14 protein-coding genes and 1 pseudogene are annotated in these 17,106 nt (G+C 45.1%); 8 read left to right on the top strand and 7 right to left on the bottom strand.

The annotated features are described in order from the left end of the window. Positions 1-68: 68 nt before the first annotated feature. The gene (locus RDK53_RS07030) at positions 69-1,202 is read left to right on the top strand and encodes a porin (RefSeq protein ID WP_308513916.1); all 1,134 of its coding nucleotides are present in this window, start codon (positions 69-71) and stop codon (positions 1,200-1,202) included. A 67-nt stretch (positions 1,203-1,269) separates the two neighbouring features. On the opposite strand, the gene RDK53_RS07025 is transcribed toward RDK53_RS07030, so the two are convergent. The 6 genes and pseudogenes from RDK53_RS07025 to RDK53_RS07000 all read right to left on the bottom strand — a co-directional run bounded on the left by RDK53_RS07025 (position 1,270) and on the right by RDK53_RS07000 (position 9,142). Continuing rightward, positions 1,270-1,764, bottom strand: coding sequence for a prolyl-tRNA synthetase associated domain-containing protein (locus RDK53_RS07025; RefSeq protein ID WP_308513915.1), 495 nt, complete (start codon positions 1,762-1,764; stop codon positions 1,270-1,272). Positions 1,765-1,768: 4 nt separating this feature from the next. Then, positions 1,769-2,551 carry a MerR family transcriptional regulator gene (locus RDK53_RS07020; protein WP_308513914.1) on the bottom strand — a complete coding sequence of 261 codons (783 nt, stop codon included), beginning with the start codon at positions 2,549-2,551 and terminating at the stop codon, positions 1,769-1,771. Positions 2,552-2,889: 338 nt separating this feature from the next. Then, positions 2,890-5,064: an autotransporter outer membrane beta-barrel domain-containing protein gene (locus RDK53_RS07015; protein WP_308513913.1), complete on the bottom strand. Its 2,175-nt coding sequence runs from the start codon at positions 5,062-5,064 to the stop codon at positions 2,890-2,892. Between the two features lie 1,688 nt (positions 5,065-6,752). Next, positions 6,753-6,913: pseudogene (locus tag RDK53_RS07010) on the bottom strand (IS30 family transposase); the annotation flags it as partial. Between the two features lie 406 nt (positions 6,914-7,319). Continuing rightward, complete coding sequence (locus tag RDK53_RS07005) at positions 7,320-8,522, bottom strand: transposase (RefSeq protein WP_308513912.1); 1,203 nt, start codon at positions 8,520-8,522, stop codon at positions 7,320-7,322. Continuing rightward, positions 8,516-9,142: an IS607 family transposase gene (locus RDK53_RS07000; RefSeq protein WP_308513911.1), complete on the bottom strand. Its 627-nt coding sequence runs from the start codon at positions 9,140-9,142 to the stop codon at positions 8,516-8,518. Before RDK53_RS07000 ends, RDK53_RS07005 begins: the two co-directional genes overlap by 7 nt. A gap of 422 nt (positions 9,143-9,564) precedes the next feature. Between RDK53_RS07000 and rpmF the strand changes: the two genes are divergently transcribed. Then, complete coding sequence (gene rpmF / locus RDK53_RS06995) at positions 9,565-9,753, top strand: 50S ribosomal protein L32 (RefSeq protein ID WP_066591541.1); 189 nt, start codon at positions 9,565-9,567, stop codon at positions 9,751-9,753. A gap of 319 nt (positions 9,754-10,072) precedes the next feature. Here rpmF and RDK53_RS06990 read toward each other — a convergent pair whose 3' ends face one another. Then, a complete protein-coding gene (locus RDK53_RS06990; RefSeq protein WP_374041577.1) occupies positions 10,073-10,342 on the bottom strand; it encodes a lysozyme inhibitor LprI family protein in 270 nt (89 codons plus the stop codon). Positions 10,343-10,773: 431 nt separating this feature from the next. Here RDK53_RS06990 and RDK53_RS06985 point away from each other — a divergent pair, with 431 nt between their 5' ends. From RDK53_RS06985 to lepA, 6 genes are all read left to right on the top strand, one after another. After that, positions 10,774-11,760 carry a beta-ketoacyl-ACP synthase III gene (locus RDK53_RS06985; protein ID WP_308513909.1) on the top strand — a complete coding sequence of 329 codons (987 nt, stop codon included), beginning with the start codon at positions 10,774-10,776 and terminating at the stop codon, positions 11,758-11,760. Positions 11,761-11,770: 10 nt separating this feature from the next. Then, positions 11,771-12,715: an ACP S-malonyltransferase gene (gene fabD / locus RDK53_RS06980; protein ID WP_308513908.1), complete on the top strand. Its 945-nt coding sequence runs from the start codon at positions 11,771-11,773 to the stop codon at positions 12,713-12,715. 1 nt (position 12,716) lies between these two features. Beyond that, on the top strand, positions 12,717-13,481 hold the full coding sequence (gene fabG, locus RDK53_RS06975) for a 3-oxoacyl-ACP reductase FabG (RefSeq protein ID WP_308513907.1): 765 nt from the start codon (positions 12,717-12,719) through the stop codon (positions 13,479-13,481). A 199-nt stretch (positions 13,482-13,680) separates the two neighbouring features. Then, positions 13,681-13,920: an acyl carrier protein gene (acpP, locus tag RDK53_RS06970; protein WP_066591548.1), complete on the top strand. Its 240-nt coding sequence runs from the start codon at positions 13,681-13,683 to the stop codon at positions 13,918-13,920. Positions 13,921-13,948: 28 nt separating this feature from the next. Further along, the gene (gene fabF, locus RDK53_RS06965) at positions 13,949-15,175 is read left to right on the top strand and encodes a beta-ketoacyl-ACP synthase II (protein ID WP_308513906.1); all 1,227 of its coding nucleotides are present in this window, start codon (positions 13,949-13,951) and stop codon (positions 15,173-15,175) included. Positions 15,176-15,310: 135 nt separating this feature from the next. Continuing rightward, the gene (lepA, locus tag RDK53_RS06960; RefSeq protein ID WP_308513905.1) at positions 15,311-17,104 is read left to right on the top strand and encodes a translation elongation factor 4; all 1,794 of its coding nucleotides are present in this window, start codon (positions 15,311-15,313) and stop codon (positions 17,102-17,104) included. Positions 17,105-17,106: the final 2 nt, after the last annotated feature.

Here is a 17,106-nt window from a genome sequence, read left to right as displayed (position 1 = left end):
TCTAACACAGTCGAAAAATAAGAAAGTGGAAAATAAGAACTATGACTACTCAAACCAAGGAGTTAAAAATGAAATTAAAGACTCTTGCATTACTTTGTTCCTCCGCAATTTGCTCTGTTGCATTTGCCGGCAATGTTGAAATCTATGGCGCAGTTGACGAATATGTAGCCGTCAACGCTACAGGCGGGGAATGGAAAACAGCTATTAAGAGCGGCGGTCTCACCGCTTCCCACTGGGGCATTAAAGGAACCGAAGATCTTGGCAACGGCGTAGAAGTTTTCTTCAATTTAGATAACGCTTTCTTAGCTGATAACGGCAGCGCAACATTCGGAAATGACGGAAAAGCATTCAGCCGTGAAGCTAACGTCGGTGTCCGTGGCAAATACGGTCAATTGTCCTTCGGTCGTCAATACACTCCGCACTTCTTAGTATTTGCTATGTTTGACCCGACAGAATTGAGCCTCGGTTCTTCCGACTCTCCTTACTTCTTCCCGGGTTCAGCCGCTGTTACTGGTCAAGACGGCAATTTAGTCCGTGCAGACAACTCCTTGATGTATGTTCTTCCGACACCATTCGGACTTACTAATTTCTTCTATGTCGCTTTAGGCGAACATACGGACGCTGCCGGATCGCAGGACTCCAACAGCAAAGGAAATATTTACAACTACGCAGCTAAGTTTGATCATGGCAACTTCTCCATCATGGGCAGCTACTTATTCCGTAAGTTCAGTCCAAACGGACAACCTGCAAGTTGGAACAACCAGTATTTAAATTTTGCTGCCAGCTATGACTTCGGTGTTACAAAACCTGTTGTCCAATTTACTAAGAAATTCACAAATAACGAAGACGCCTCAGCTAACTTCTGGATGGCTCAGTTAGGAACATCTACTCCTTTGTGGGGTGGCAAATGGATGGTATCTGCATCTTATTTGAAGAATCAGACCGTCGATAAAGCCGATGCTTGGTCTTTGGGCACCAAGTACGCCTATCCTCTGTCTAAACGCACCCGTATTTACGGCGGCGTAGAAGCTGTCTTCAATGATGACAAGGCTGGATATGCCATTGAAGCCGGTCCGGATAGCTCTCTGCACTTCAACTTCTCAGGAGACAATGTCGGTAAAGGCAATGGATACGGTATTCCGGATAACTTGCTCGGCAAGAACTCTGTTGAATTCTTCGTTGGTATCAACCATCAGTTCTAATTTTCTTATAACTTAGACTCAAAACGCCCGTCTAGTGGGCGTTTTGCTTTAATTGCTTCTGATGCGCTTATGCCATCTGAATGGTCTTGTACTCGATACCAAGCTGAGGAAGGAGCTTACCAATAATATCTGCCACACTGATTTTCAAACTGCAGTCATTGGTACAAGGATGACAGTCGACATACTCGGCTTTCAGCACATCTTTGTCAAAGATTAATTGAACGTCTTTTTCTTCGTTATAAAGAAGTCCCAGCAAGGAGACTGCACCAGCGAAAGTATTCAATTTGTTCCGTAAGTCTTCGGCACTGGCAAACGACAAATGACCGCAGCCAATTTGCTTTGCAGCGGCTTTGGAATCAAAACGTTTATTGCTCTCTAAGACAATCAAAAAGAATTTTTTCTTATTCTTTACAAGGAGAGATTTGCAGCATAAAGAGGACAGTCCGGCAGCTATCTTTCTTCCTTCTTCCACCGTCAAAATTGGCGGATGGTCATGAATCTGACAAGGCACTTTTAACTCTTCTAATCGCGCCAACACTTCTTTCTTAGGATCGAAGGTCATTTTTCTAGCTTACCGGTATCATCAGTTTGAAATAGGCTTCCTTTTTATTAGAGGAGAGCACGTCCAAAACATTAAAGCACAAGATGTTGCCGTCAACGGCAAAACCAGAATCACCAATTTCTTTGATTACTGTGCTGACCGCATTGCACTTCGCTTCAAAGTCTCCTCTGCCGTACCAGACAGCAAATTGACCTTTCTTAATTTTTATTTTGGTGCTTACGTCAACCGTATCTTTTAAGAAAAGCAGACCCAAGATCACAAGGCGTCCTTCTTTAGCAGCATTTGAATCCAAAAGGATTCCGAATACAGGGACCGGTACAGGAGAAGTCAAAGTTTTTTCTAGGACTGTACTGTAGTCGGTATCCGAGGAGATTTCCTGAGGTTCTGTTTTGACAAGCAAGAAGCTTTGTTTTGAGTTTTTCTGAACCATTAAAGAATCAAGAGGAGCTTCCACCGCTTCTACTGCCAACTCACCCAGTTCTTTCAGAAAAACTCTTTCTATTTCCAACTTAGAAATTTGATCTTCTATCTTCTCGGAGGCTTGTATCAAAGAACATCCATTCTTTTTATTGGTTCCGGTCTGACAGAGTGCCTCAATTTCCTTTAATGAGGCTCCCGAATCTTTTAAAAAAGAAAGGAAATGGAAGTCCATTAACTTGGAGTAGGAATAATTTCGATAACCGTTCTTTAAAACCTGATCGGGCTTGAGTAAACCAAGCTTGTCGTAATGGAACAGCGTTTCTTTTGTTGTGCTGCAAAGCTTTGCAAACTCTTGAGTCTTAAACATGATTCTGCCAAAGAATAGTGTTGGATTAGAGTTTAACCAACTTCGGTCTGAATTAGGACGCTAAACTTTAGTAAAAGAGCATGGGTCAACAATATTGGAGCCGGGATATACGAAATTTTTAATGCGGGATGGCTCTTATCTGCCTAGGACTCTCAGTTCCGTTCTTCCTTTGTATTTAGACGCCATCAAGCCACAAATACCGACACCTCGTCGAAGTTAGAAAAAGACCATTCTCCGAACGCAAAAAGATTACCGGCAACCAAAGCTTTTTGGAATGCCGGCAAACAACTTACGTTACGTTCTTTTAGGCTCTAGCTCTGAGTAAACTCTTTCAGAATTTAAAACTGCCACTTCAAGCCAACTTGAGCTTCAATCTCTTTGGTATAGTGAGCGCCTTTTTCACGCTCTATGTGTCCGTAAACCTTAAGATTCTTTCTAACTAGCCAATCGGTAGCTAAGCCGTAATACACTCGGTTGCCGGTCAACTTATCGGAAAATCTTTCATCGTTTATATAGACTTTTTGTTTTCCAAGAAACTCATTCTTTACACCGGCGCGAAGATAGACTTGTCCTTTATCCTGACCTTCAGAAGACTTAATATCTCTACCGAGGGCCACGCCTAACCTTCCGGTCAATGAATTGAAATTGCCTTGTTTAACTTTCATTCCGTTCGACAAGGTAAAGTTATCTCCATGGATGCGGTAGTATGCCAGCTGAAGCTGAGGTTCTACGAACCAGGTCTTTTGTACGTTGATAAAAGATTTCTTTCCGACTTCGGCTGAAACACCGACACCCCAGTTCCGATACGTTCCCCGGACTCCGGTGCCGTCAAGCATTGAGGTATTCAACCTTTGGTGATAACGATCAGCACTGAGAATCAAGTCGGCATAACATCCTTTCTCATTGTGCCAAACAGCGTATGCATTCAAACCTTCAGAGTGGGCATCTCCTTTTGCTTTAAAGAAAGCGTCCTTTGTTTTTTGATTGGCACTCGCATATTTGAAATTACCGCCAATTAACCACTCACCCACCGCTGTATCGTATCCGAAGTTAAATCGATAAACGGTAGATTTGAAAGATGTTGACGAAAAACCGGCAATGCGATCTTTTTGAGCACCGACGGATGCCCAAAGACCTTCTCTGACTTCTCCGCGTACGTCCCGACGAATTTCTCCGAGACGTTCTCTTAAGTCGGACAGCTGTCCTTGATAGAAAGCCGTCTGCGAGCCCATACCTGCCATTGCGAAAATCGCTTCAGCCGATGGCGAATACACAGGAAGTGCCGGACCAGGATTATCTGGTGAAGGTTTATCTGGTTTTGGAGGATCCGGAGGAGTGGGATCCGGGGGATCGGGCGTAGGTTCTGGCGGCTCTGGCTCCTCCTCTACAGGCAGACACTCGCCTTCTTTACACGGAGTCAAGTACCAATCTCGCTTATCTTTTTCCGTTTCATTCTGGACATTTGCCAAGCGATAAATCCTGGCTCCTTCATCGATAGCGCGATACTTCTGACCATTAATTTCTTTGGGCTCAAGAAGAAAACTTTCTTCCGGTGTGTCAACGGGAGCTTTGACTAATATTTCACTGTCAGTTCCATTGCCTGTACCGGCCGATTCGATTGAAAGGATACTTTGACCTGTAACTTTATCTTCGACAATAATCTGATCATTAACCTTATTGGCAATGTCTACATCTAAACGGAAGATACCCTTTGTGCTGTCTAATGTACCAAGGGTTACTGTGCCATATGTAGCATTCAAGGATGTGTCTTTTTCTCTAGTTAAATCAACAGTAGAGTTTTCTAATTTAAGGCTTGAGACAGTGGACGAATGATCTTGATTTTCTGCTAGTCCGGTTAGTACATTCCAAGTAGACTCTTTCATGGAAAAAGTTGGTACGCCTCCATCTGCAGAGACCGTCGCGTCCATTATGTGCCCGCTGAAGATAGAGCCGGGTCCAAAGTAAACTTGGTTTTCCCCGCTATCGGAGGCGAACTCAAAACCACCTTGGATTATGGATTTTGTCTTAGATGTTTCAGAGCCGTACAGTAATCTCCCTTGTGTGTCTGTAATAAAGAGAACAGTACCTTCTACTTTTTTTGAAAAGATGTTTAAAGTTGCACCCTCCTCGATATAGGCTGCATGACCCCCTAAAAGAGCGAGTGGATAATAAAGATTTCCATCGTCTCCTTGAATCTTACCTAGACCACGGTGTGGATCCCCTTTCGTTTCAAATAATAGGTAGGAACCTCCGACGTTTGTTTTAGCGTTTTCTCCCAATAATAGAAATGAAATAGGTGCTTTATCGACAAATCCTCTTAAAAGAACCTCCCCATCATTATTTACATTCAAATCAATGGTTGATTTAAGGCGGTCTGTGGCCAATTGGTACACTATTCTCGCCTCGGAAGACAAATCTATCTGTGAAGACTCTATTGAGATGTAAGCCTTATTCGAAGCATTGGAGTTATCCTCAGTTGGAGTAGATTGAATAGCAATGGATCCTAATGGCATATCTCCTAGAAGAGGAAAAATATTCCACGTACTAACAATCTTGGTTGTCTGGTTTTTAATTGTCACCGCAGATGCGTAGGGTTGATAAATTCCACGAGAGACATGTGAGATATCCAGATCTACATCAACAATTGTAACTGTCCATGGAAGTGCAGGATCTATTGCGGCTCCATCAGGGGAAATATCAAAAGAAATCCCCGCATATAGACCGTCAGCCGTGGGGTCTCCTTCAACAATTATTTTGTTAGTTTTGTCCTTTCTATTGCCCCTTCCTGTGATAGTAGTAGTGGTCAGGCATTCATCTATTCCAATTCTTGGAAAGAAGTTAATCCCGGCTCCGAGCCCAGCTGGTAGTGGACTAAAAGTTAAGGCCCAGCCGCCCTCGATGATAACCTCGTCCCCTGAGAGAATGGTTGGTCGCCCCGGGTTTTCCGTTTGGTCAACGAACTTCCAAGCTGCTGTTGAATCAATAACTTTATTAGTCCAATCGATTCCTTGGCTACCCTTCTGTTCCTCTAATTTTTTATTGTTTCGTCATTCAACAGAAAAGTAAGATGTTCAGCCGAGACCGTCTCAGGAAAGAGGGCAACAGCAGCTAAAGCGAATCCTGCAATCAATCCAAGATTTCTGTACAGATCTTGTTGAACCAAGTCGAGGCAATATCCAGGGGAACGTCTGATTCTTAAGAATCGTCGAGCAGAGAATTCTGCTTCCTTCATCGAATCAGTTAACCGCTTATTAAATTTCGTTGGCCATGATGTTAACCGATAGGAAGATAGCGTATACACAGGTGTACGCATAATTTTTACCCTCAGCTTTTTAATTATTTTTAATAATTTTTTCTTTCCCTGTCAGTGGGAAATTTCATTCCACAGGATGTAGCCACAACCTCGTACTATTTACTACATCAGTTAGGCCCCTGTTGAAGACAGAGTATCACTACTTGCTAGAACGGATAACAAGACAAAGAATTCTCAAGTCAAAGTTCGGGGAAATTCATAAATTCAAATCCCCATAAATTGGCAAATGTTTTCCATTACAGGCTTACCCGTGTCCGCTTGGCAGTCATAAAAGCATCAGTCCTCAACAAACTAAGGATGTGAGAAGAATTCCCGAGATGTCCTAATTAGCTAGCAACATTTTTCACAAGAAGCTTGGCTCTTCTCCTTTCTTCTATTAGAGCGGAACCGAACAATCTTTCAAGAATTCGACTTCGGAAATCTTAAAATTCTCCGAGAAATTAATTTCGCACTTTCAAGCACGAAACGCATTTTTTTTTCTGAAGGTTAACACGACTTTTGCCTTTAAATTCGTCTTAGACGATAACAATCGACAAAATCTGCTAGGTTGAATCCAGATTTTTGACAGAAGGAAGGACCAGGCGTCATGGATCGGCAAGGGCAATGCAGCAAAATGCCGCATTGCCCTTTCCTAAAGCGTATTAAGCTGTCCTCCTCAGTCAAGTACCTTTCGCGGCATAAATCCGCTTCCTGTGGCCTGCCGGTCACATCGGAAGCTATTTATTCCACGAGTACTTGACAGAGTCGGCCAGCGCCGCTATTCGAACGCCAGAGCTTGCACTTGACTGTTAAATACACTGTCTGGTCTAAGGAAGCGATGCAGAGCCATTGGTCTGCTGTTTATCTTGGCCGTGAAAGAGTCGACTTGCTCAGCGCTAAAAGGACTGATAGGCGTGCCCTTGGGCATGTATTGACGAATAAGCCCGTTTGTTCTCTCATTGGTTCCTCTTTCCCAAGTGTGATAAGGCTTGGCAAAATAACATTTAGCACTCCAATTTATCGGCGATATGAACGTGCCTTGCAAGCTCTTTGCCGTTGTCAAAAGTAATAGATTTCACCGTTGATTTATAGGGTCCTAGCAGGCCAAGAATAACAGGGGTCAGTTCATCGGATGATTTGCTTTTGGCCTTTCCCATAAAGAGCTTTGCTCAGAGGATCAGCATAACTACTGCGCGGGATAAGCCCAAAAACTATCAATGCACAACTAACAGAGTTTCCTAAACTTTCGAAAGAATATCGAAAAGTTGGTTGGCTACCTAAAACAACACCTCTATCAACAGACGGCCGGACCGCACCCGAAGAACGTCCTGAAACTCTCGACCCACGCTTTAACTTGAGCAACCGCATGCCAACCTCTATGCACTAGGACCAAACAGAGGAAATAAAGACAATAAGAGTGGAATAGAGCTGTAAAGACATGATTTTTACCGTTCTGCAATACCTATACAGACCTAATCATATTTGATTAAATCTGCTGCTTGCTTCCTGCTTCTCCGAAGACGGTTTCACTCGAGTCATTCGACTCGAGCCAGAGCCTTCCTCTCCACAGGCTGTCACGGTGGAACTCACCGCCATATTCTTCAAATTAATCGCCGCATTAAGGTCTCGCTCATGGTCTGTTCCGCAACCGGGGCATTTCCATTTGCGAACCGACAAAGGCAAGGATGCAAGCTTATAGCCGCAACCAGAACAGGTCTTGCTGCTCGGGTAGAATCTATCCGCAACTATCACCTGGCCGCCCCGCATTTCCGCCTTGTACTGCAGCTGTCTGCGAAACTCGTAAAAACTCATGTCGGCAATAGCTCTAGCCAAATGACGGTTTTTCATCATACCGCTCACGTTTAGATTCTCTATACCGATACTGTGAAAGCGGCGGGTCAAATCCGTCGTCAGTTTGTGCAGAGCATCGGTTCGAATCGCAGCAATACGAGCGTGCAGCTTTGCAAGTTTGATTTTGGCTTTCCCTCGATTAGCTGAGCCTTTTTGCTTTCGGCTTAGAGTTCGAGAAAGCCGTTTGAGACGCGACAATAATGCTTTGTGAGGCCCAGGACCGGAAATAATTTCTCCTGTTGATAAAGTCGCCAGTGCGGACACTCCTAAATCCACGCCTGCCGCACCTTGGTTTTCGGCTCTAGGCAGGTGTGAATTGTCTTCGGTATCTACAGTAATACTGACAAACCAGCGGTTAGCAACTCGAGAAATAGTGGCCGACATAATTTTGCCCGCAAAGCGCAGCGACTCCCGCATACGCACCCATCCCAGACGAGGAATGCGGATACGGCAGCCGTCAATGCTGATCAGATCATTGGTTAGCGTGAAGCGGTCATCTCTTCCTTTTTTACGGAACTTGGGATATCTGGAGCGGCCCGCAAAGAAATTCTTAAAGGCTTGTCCTAACTGGATAATCGCCATTTGCGGAGCATTCTTGGTCACTTCCAGCATCCACGGAAATTGTTTGCGTTTGATGCTGTTAAGTTGTCGCCGCAGTGCTTCTTGTGATGGCTTGGACAGAGTATTATCCTGCTTCCATGCTTCGTACTGCTTCTTCCACTCGCTCAATGCCCAGTTGTAGGCAAAGCGAGCGGTACCCGCAGCCTGTGACATGTAAGTTGCCTGTACGTTGTTTAGATCAAGAGCGATGCGATGGGCGATCAACATTGCGATTCTTCCACCGCTTTCTTTATACCATCAAGAAGTTTCTGACTCTTGCGGCTGCGAGAGCCGTATAAACGAGCAGAGAATACGTTGACGATCTCCGTCACATCCTCAGCTAGCTCTGCTTCAAACGTCGTGTCCTCCTCTTGATTAAGGATCACAACTTCGACGTGCTTAGCCTCGCAGACAGCAAATACCAACTCTGCACCAAGACGCAACAGTCGATCCTTGTGAGTAATGACTAAACGGCCGACCTGCTCGTCAAGGATAGCCTCCAGCAGCTTCTTTAATCCCTTTTTGTGATAGTTCATGCCGGAGCCGAGATCGGAGATAATCTCAAATGTCCAGCCTTGGCGAGAACAATACAATTCCAGAACTTGTTTCTGGCGTTCCAAATCCTCTTTCTGATCGTGGCTGGAAACACGAGCATAAGCCACGGTTCGACGGTTATCCGCGCTGGCGGCATGAATTAGTTCCGGCTTGAGTTTGGCAAGATCATAACGACGATGTCCGCCAGCCGTGTGCTCAGCCTTTAACTTACCCGATGCCTCCCAGCGACGCAGAGTTGTGATTGACACTCCCAGTGCTGAAGCGGCTTCACCTATACCTACTAATCTTTTCATTTTGTAGATATTAGCATAGATACGTAAAGATTTAAAGCAATCTGTTTGAGCCCTCTCCTAGCTTTGCACTCAAAGAATCTGTGGACCTGTAAATGGATTTTTGCAGATCCTAGTCTGCAGACACTTCCTTTTTTTACTTAGATTGTCGCCTTGAGCGTTGTTGCCGGAGAACTTTACTTTGCCGCCTGTCGTTCTTTTCACTTTTGAGTTCTTACAAACTTTGTTACCGTTAATTAAGGAGGCCTTCACTAATAGTAATTAGTACTTTCTTCTCTTTACAGAAAATCCTTTGACTCACTAACTTCTCTGAAGGTAAAGGTTGTTAAAGAGCTATTTTTGATGTAAAATCCGCAACTTTCGTATGGGCGAAAAAGGTTTTCTTTACTCGCTTAAAAATTATTTTTAATTCGTGGGGTTTAACCATGGCTGTTCAGCAAAATAAAAAGTCAACAAACAAGCGCGGAAATCATCGTGCACATGATTTCCTTACAAATCCTCCACTGGCTGTCGAACCGACAACTGGTGAAGTTCATCGTCGTCATCATATCTCTGCCACAGGTTTCTACCGTGGTAAGAAAGTAGTTGCAACTAAGGCTGGCGACGAAGAATAAGTTTCTTAATTAGCACTCGCTCGGCCCCACGTCGGAGAGTTTGAGACTCATTGAGTTAAGCTAATTAACCGAAAAAATGGCAGTAGTGGAACATCTTCTACTACTGCCATTAGTTTATTTCGGCTTTCCTGAGTACTATGGTCTTTGACGAAAAATGTCTAGAAGTGGAAATGAGTTAAACAAGTGACTCCAATTGCTTTACCAAATGAAAGCAATGTTCGCCGTGGGCTCTCGTTGCAGAACTAAGACTATTTCATCAATACTTTTGAAGTGGGACTAATGCAACGAAACGAGTTTGTCATATAAAGATTTAAGAAAATTAAGGTATCCCGGCCAATTCATTCGCGCGTTTCTTGGTCCACTCCTTCAAGCAAGATACATGATTGAGCAATCCGGCTTGTCCGCTGTCTTCTTCTAACTTGCATGCCTTATCTCGAGCTTTAATCCACGCTCTTTGCCTGGTTCTCAATTCTTTTTTGGCCGAGGAGTCAAGATTTTTCATCACTCGTTTGTATTCTGTATTCAAACGCTTATCCTCTGTTTGAAGTTCTTCCTGTGCGCACTCCGTCATGCCGGGCATATTGCCGATTTCAAATGCTTGACGGCAGTAGTCGGCATCACTGTTTTGTGCTTGAACGGGGTTGCTGAGGCTAAAAGTAAGAGAAAAAAAGCTGAGGCTAGAAGAAGTGTATTTGCTTTGTTCATTATTCCTCCCGAGAAAATAAAATATTTTGGAAAGAATAAAACAACGAAAAGAAAGATCTTGGAAGTAAAAGAAAAATCTCGTCTCAGATCAATAATTCAGTCTTTTAATCGGTTTTGTTACTTTATTTAGCAATTTAAATTTCGCGACTTTTAAGCCGTTTTGCGAAGTTATAGCCAAGTTAACAACAGCTGCACTAATTTAACGCTAACTTCTCTCAATTGTTTGAGTGCAATGACAAATTGGGTTTTTTGAGCTTCTTTTCAAGCCAAAGATTGTTGTAACCTTACGGCCAACGATTTAATAGGATTTCCAAATTGGAACAAACAGTTTTTTCAAGAATTCTTTCTACCGGCAGCGCTCTGCCTAAGCAATGCGTGTCTAATAAAGAACTCGCTGAAAGATTAAGTGTCGAAGGTGTCGAAACAAGCGACGAGTGGATTAAAACTCGTACCGGAATTGAACAGCGCTATCTCGTCTCTGAGGGAGAAACGACGGTAACTCTTGCGGTCGAAGCCGCAAAGTCGGCGTTGTCTAAAACAAATCTTTCTCCTGAAGATATCGATTTAATCATAGTCGCTACAACAACCCCTGATAATATCTTTCCGAGTTGTGCTTGTCAGGTTCAAGCTGCTCTCGGATGTTCTAATGCAGCTGCTTTTGATTTGCAGGCCGTCTGCTCCGGGTTCGCTTATTCTCTCTGCACTGCAGACTCCATGATTAAAAGCGGAAACTTCAAAAAAGTCTTGGTAATCGGTTCCGAATCTTTATCGCGTATCTTGGATTGGCAGGACCGTACTACTTGCGTGCTCTTCGGTGACGGAGCAGGAGCCGTTATTTTGGAAGCCTCCTCTGAACCGGGAATCCTTTCTTACACAATGAAGGCCGACGGTGCCCTCGGAGAAAAAGTTCTCCGTGCAGATGGAAGAATTGAAAACGGAAAACTTGTTGGAAATCCGTACATTTTCATGAACGGTAAAGCCGTCTTTAAGGCTGCCGTCGAAAAAATGACCGAAAGCGGTAGGGAAGTTCTGGAAAAAGCCGGTTTGAAGCCCGCTGATGTCTCTTTGTTCGTCCCTCACCAGGCTAACTTGAGAATCATGAGCATGGTCACCGATAAGCTCGGAATCAACCCTGAGAATATGATGGTGAGCGTCAACTCTCATGGAAACACTTCAGCAGCCAGTATCCCGTTAGCATTAGATAAAGCTGCTTCCTCAGGCAGAATCAAAAGAGGCGACATACTGTTGCTTCAAGGCGTTGGCGGCGGATTTACTTGGGCCAGCGTTCTGTTGAAATACTAAGGAGAATAACTTGAGTACAAAATTTGCATTTGTATTCCCGGGACAGGGAAGTCAGGCAGTAGGAATGTTGGATTCCTTAAAGGACGAACCTGTCGTCCAAGAAACTATGCAGGAAGCTAACGAAGCCCTCGGATTTGATTTAAATAAATTAATCGCAGAGGGACCTGCTGAAGATTTAAATCTAACTGTCAATACTCAGCCCGCTCTTTTAGCCGCAAGTATTGCAATGTACCGTTATTACTTGTCGTTGGGCGGCAAAAAGCCTGAAGTAATGGCCGGACACAGCCTCGGCGAATACACTGCTCTTGTTGCGGCCGGTGCTTTGGATTTCAAAGAAGCTCTGAAATTGGTCCGCTACCGTGCAGAACAAATGCAAAAAGCCGTTCCGGTTGGACAAGGTTCTATGGCTGCCGTTCTCGGATTGGCCGATGATGTAGTTAAAGATATCTGTGCTAAAGCTTCCGACCTCGGCGTTGTCGAAGCAGTCAACTTCAATACCCCGGGTCAGGTTGTAATCGCAGGCGAAGTTGAAGCTCTTAAAAAAGCCATGCAGCTTGCAACTGAAGCCGGTGCAAGACGCGCTCTTCAATTAAAAGTTTCCGGTCCTTTCCATTCCAGCTTAATGAAGCCGGCTGCCGATGCGCTCAAAGTCCGCTTGGAAGAAGTAGAAGTGAAAGCTCCGAGCATTCCGGTTTTGCACAATATTGACGTTAAAACAAGAACTGACGCAAAAGACATTAAAGAAGCTTTGGCAGCGCAGGCCGCCAGTGCCGTTCTCTGGGCAGAAACCGTCAGAGAAATGGCTAAATTGGGCGTTACTATGATTTATGAGTGTGGCCCTGGAGCTGCTTTGAGCGGCATGGTCAAGAGAATTACTCCTGACGTCAAGGCAATGGCTCTAAACAGCCAAAAGGCCTTGGCTGAAGCAGCAGAACAAACAAAGGAACAAAACTAAAATGACAAAATCTATTTTTACACCCAATGCATTAGAAGGGGAAACTATCGTAGTTACCGGTGCTTCCAGAGGTATTGGAGCTGCGATTTTTGAAGCTTGCCTGAAGGCGGGAGCTACCGTTATTGGGACTGCGACATCCCAATCCGGAGCTGAAAAAATTACAGCTAAGGCCAAAGAACTTGGATTAAAGGGCTGCGGCAAGGTTTTAAATATTGCCGACAGAGCCCAAACCGATGCATTTGCTGCCGAAGTCGAAAAAGAATTCGGTGCAGTCAGTGTTCTTATCAATAATGCCGGTATTACCAGAGACACTCTTGCTCTCAGAATGAAAGACGAACAGTGGGATGCCGTCATCGAAACGAATCTCACCGGCACTTTCCGTTTGACCCGCTGCTTCTTGAAAGGCATGATGAAGGCTCGTAAAGGCAAGATTATTAACCTCTCTTCTATCGTCGGTATGATGGGCAACGCCGGACAGGCTAACTATGCCGCTGCAAAAGCCGGCTTGATAGCGATGAGTAAGTCTATCGCTCGTGAGCTCGGCGCCCGCGGCATTACCGTTAATTGCATTGCTCCGGGATTTATCGCCACAGATATGACCGACGCTCTTTCTGACGATCAGAAGAAAGCTTTGTCTGCACAGATTCCTTTGGGTCGACTCGGAGCGGTCGAAGACATCGCTAATACAGCCGTTTTCCTTGCTTCTGATGCCGCTTCCTATATCACCGGACAAGTGATTGAAGTTAACGGCGGAATGCGCATGTAAAAAATTAAAGAATCCTGAGCCTGAAGTCGGCCGTACCCGATTTCGTAAATGGACGGTTGTAATTGCGGAAAGGCCGATCAGTTTATAAACAAGAATGGCCTTTTTGAGTAGTACAAAGCTAAATAGGCTCTGGTAAAATAGCAAAATTAGGCCTTATGAAGGCAAACCATATTTTTTTATAAACCAATAGAGGTAAAAAATGGACAATATCGAACAACAAGTCAAAAAAGTCGTTGCAGAACAGTTGAGCATTAACGAAGCAGACATCAAAGATGACAGCGCTTTCATCGCAGACCTCGGTGCTGACTCTCTCGACACAGTTGAACTCGTTATGGCTTTGGAAGACAACTTCGGTATCGAAATCCCTGACGAACAACAAGAAAAAATCCAGACAGTTCAAGACGCTATTGACTTCATCAAGGCCAACAAGAAGGCCTAATTATTAGAAGCACCTCAAGGAGAGTTGAATGCGTAGAGTTGTCGTAACCGGCATCGGCATGGTCAGCCCGCTGGGAAATGATGCAAAAACCAGCTGGGAAAATGCTCTTGCCGGAAAATCCGGCGTTTCAAAGATCACTCAATTTGATGCCTCCGCTTTCGGCTCTCAGATTGCCGGTGAAGTTAAAGGCTTTGAAGTAGAAAAATACCTTCCCGCAAAGGAAGCAAGACGTTTCGACAGATTCATTCATTTCGGTGTTGCTGCCGGTTTGATGGCTCTGGAAGACAGCGGACTTGTTATCGACGACGAGTTGGCTTTGCGGGCTGGATGTGCCATTGGCAGCGGAATCGGTGGTTTGCCGGAAATCTGCCGCAACTATCAGATGTACATTGATAGAGGTGCCAGAAGAATTTCCCCATTCCTGATTACCGGCAGTATCGCCAATATGGTCTCCGGACAGCTTTCCATCATGAAGAACTTGAAGGGCCCGAGCGTAGCTTACTCTACAGCTTGCACCACAGGTCTTCATAGTATCGGAGAAGCAGCCTGGATGATTAAGCGCGGAGATGCCGATGTCATGATCGCCGGCGGCGCAGAATCTACCGTTTGCGTATTAGGCGTTGGCGGTTTTGACTCCATGCATGCCTTATCCAGAAGAAATGACAGCCCAGAAACGGCTTCCAGACCTTTTGATAAGGATAGAGACGGTTTTGTCCTCGGTGAAGGTGCCGGTGTCGTGGTTCTTGAAGATTACGAATCTGCTAAGAAACGCGGTGCAACTATCTACGGTGAAATTTTAGGCTACGGCCTCACTGCTGATGCTCACCATATCACCACGCCAAGTTCCGACGGTCCTCGCCGCTGCATGCTCAACGCCATTAAACAAGCCGGTATTAATCCCGATGAAATTGATTACTTGAACGCTCACGGTACTTCTACCGTGGTGGGAGATATCAACGAAACAAAGGCGATTAAGGAAGCTTTCGGCGACCACGCTAAGAACATGGTTGTCAATTCGACAAAATCCATGACCGGACACCTTCTCGGAGGTGCCGGCGGTATTGAAACCGTATTTTCTTTGCTCGCACTGAAAAATCAGGTTTCTCCTCCGACAATTAATATTTTTGAGCAGGATCCTGAGTGCGATTTGGATTATTGCGCTAATACGGCTCGAGATATGAAGATCCGTTATGCCATGAAAAATTCTTTCGGATTTGGTGGAACGAATGGTTCTTTGGTGCTCGGCTCCGTATAACTTAATTACAAAAATGTAGTTTGTTGGGGTACGTTTTTAGGACGTACCCTTTCGCATTTTTTCGAACAACTTGTCCATATGGATTCAATCTGTTTTGGATCCATCCGGACAAGTGGCTCAACCGAATAGAGAGATATGCAAAATATTAGAAATTTTTCCATCATTGCTCATATCGACCATGGGAAATCTACACTGGCTGACCGCTTAATCCAGCGATGCGGCGGACTCTCAGACAGAGAGATGGAATCTCAGGTTCTCGACTCGATGGACCTGGAAAAAGAACGTGGAATTACGATTAAAGCCCAAACGGCTTCTTTAAATTACAAAGCCAAAGACGGCAAAACCTATCAGCTCAACCTGATTGATACCCCGGGACACGTTGACTTCAGCTATGAAGTCAGCAGATCTTTGTCTGCATGCGAAGGCGCCTTATTGGTGGTGGATGCTACTCAAGGCGTGGAAGCACAGACCGTGGCTAACTGCTACACCGCAATTGAACTCGGTGTCGAAGTTCTGCCGATCCTCAACAAGATGGATTTGCAAAGTGCAAATCCTGACGAGGCAAAAGAAGAAATCGAAGAGGTGATCGGCCTCGATGCTACCGATGCCGTTGAAGCCTCGGCTAAAACCGGCATGGGTATCGATGAAATCTTAGAAAGAATTGTCGAGAGAGTCCCGGCTCCTAAGGGCGATCCGGATGCACCTTTGCAAGCATTGATTATCGACTCCTGGTATGACAGCTACGTTGGTGTGGTGATGCTCGTAAGAGTCGTTAACGGCACAATCAAGCCTAAAGATAAAATCAACTTGATGGCCACAAACGCTAATCACTTGGTTGAGCAGGTTGGTGTATTTACTCCGAAATCTCAGACAAGAAATGAATTGACGGCAGGGCAGGTAGGCTTTGTTATTGCGGGCATCAAAGAGCTCAAAGACGCTCGCGTGGGAGATACCGTTACTTTGGCTCAAAAACCGGCCTCGGCGCCTCTTCTGGGCTTCAAAGAAGTCAAGAGCCAGGTGTTTGCCGGTCTCTATCCTGTTGAATCCAATCAATACGAAGCTTTGCGCGATGCATTGACAAAACTCCAGCTCAACGATGCGGCTTTGCATTTTGAGCCTGAAGTTTCTCAGGCATTGGGATTCGGCTTCCGCGCAGGTTTCTTGGGCTTGTTGCACATGGATATTGTGCAGGAGAGATTGGAACGTGAATACAATATGGACCTTATTACGACGGCGCCTAGCGTAGTCTACGAAGTGCTGATGAGAAACGGCGACGTTATCCACGTTGAAAACCCGTCCAAGCTTCCTCCCGTCGAAAAAATCGCTGAAATCCGCGAACCAATCGATGCTGTCACGATTTTTGTGCCGGATGAATACGTTGGTCCGGTTATGACGCTCTGCAACCAAAAGAGAGGCGTTCAGCTCGATTTGGCCTACCACGGCAGACAAGTTCATCTTCATTACGACTTGCCTTTGGCGGAAATCGTCCTTGATTTCTTCGACAAGCTCAAGTCCTTGACCCGCGGTTACGCTTCCATGGACTACGAGTTCAAGGAGTACCGTGCAGCTGACGTTGTGAAGATAGATATTTTGATTAACGGAGACAAAGTCGACGCGTTGTCCTCCATCGTTCACCGAGCCAACTCGGTGGCCAGAGGCCGTGAAATTGTCTCCAAGATGCGCAGCATTATTCCTCGTCAAATGTATGACGTAGCAATTCAAGCTGTTATCGGCGTTAACGTCATTGCCCGTGAGAATGTTAAGGCTTTGAGAAAGAATGTGTTGGCTAAGTGCTACGGCGGCGATATTACCCGTAAGCGTAAATTGCTCGAAAAGCAGAAAGCCGGTAAGAAACGTATGAAGCAGGTCGGTACGGTGGAAATTCCGCAGGAAGCCTTCCTTGCCATCCTTCAACAAGACGACAAATAGTA

The sequence above is a fragment of the uncultured Turicimonas sp. genome, assembly GCF_902477955.1.
Taxonomy (GTDB): domain Bacteria; phylum Pseudomonadota; class Gammaproteobacteria; order Burkholderiales; family Burkholderiaceae_F; genus Turicimonas.
Note: the sequence above shows the minus strand (reverse complement) of the source record. Positions and strands in the feature narration are given on the sequence as shown.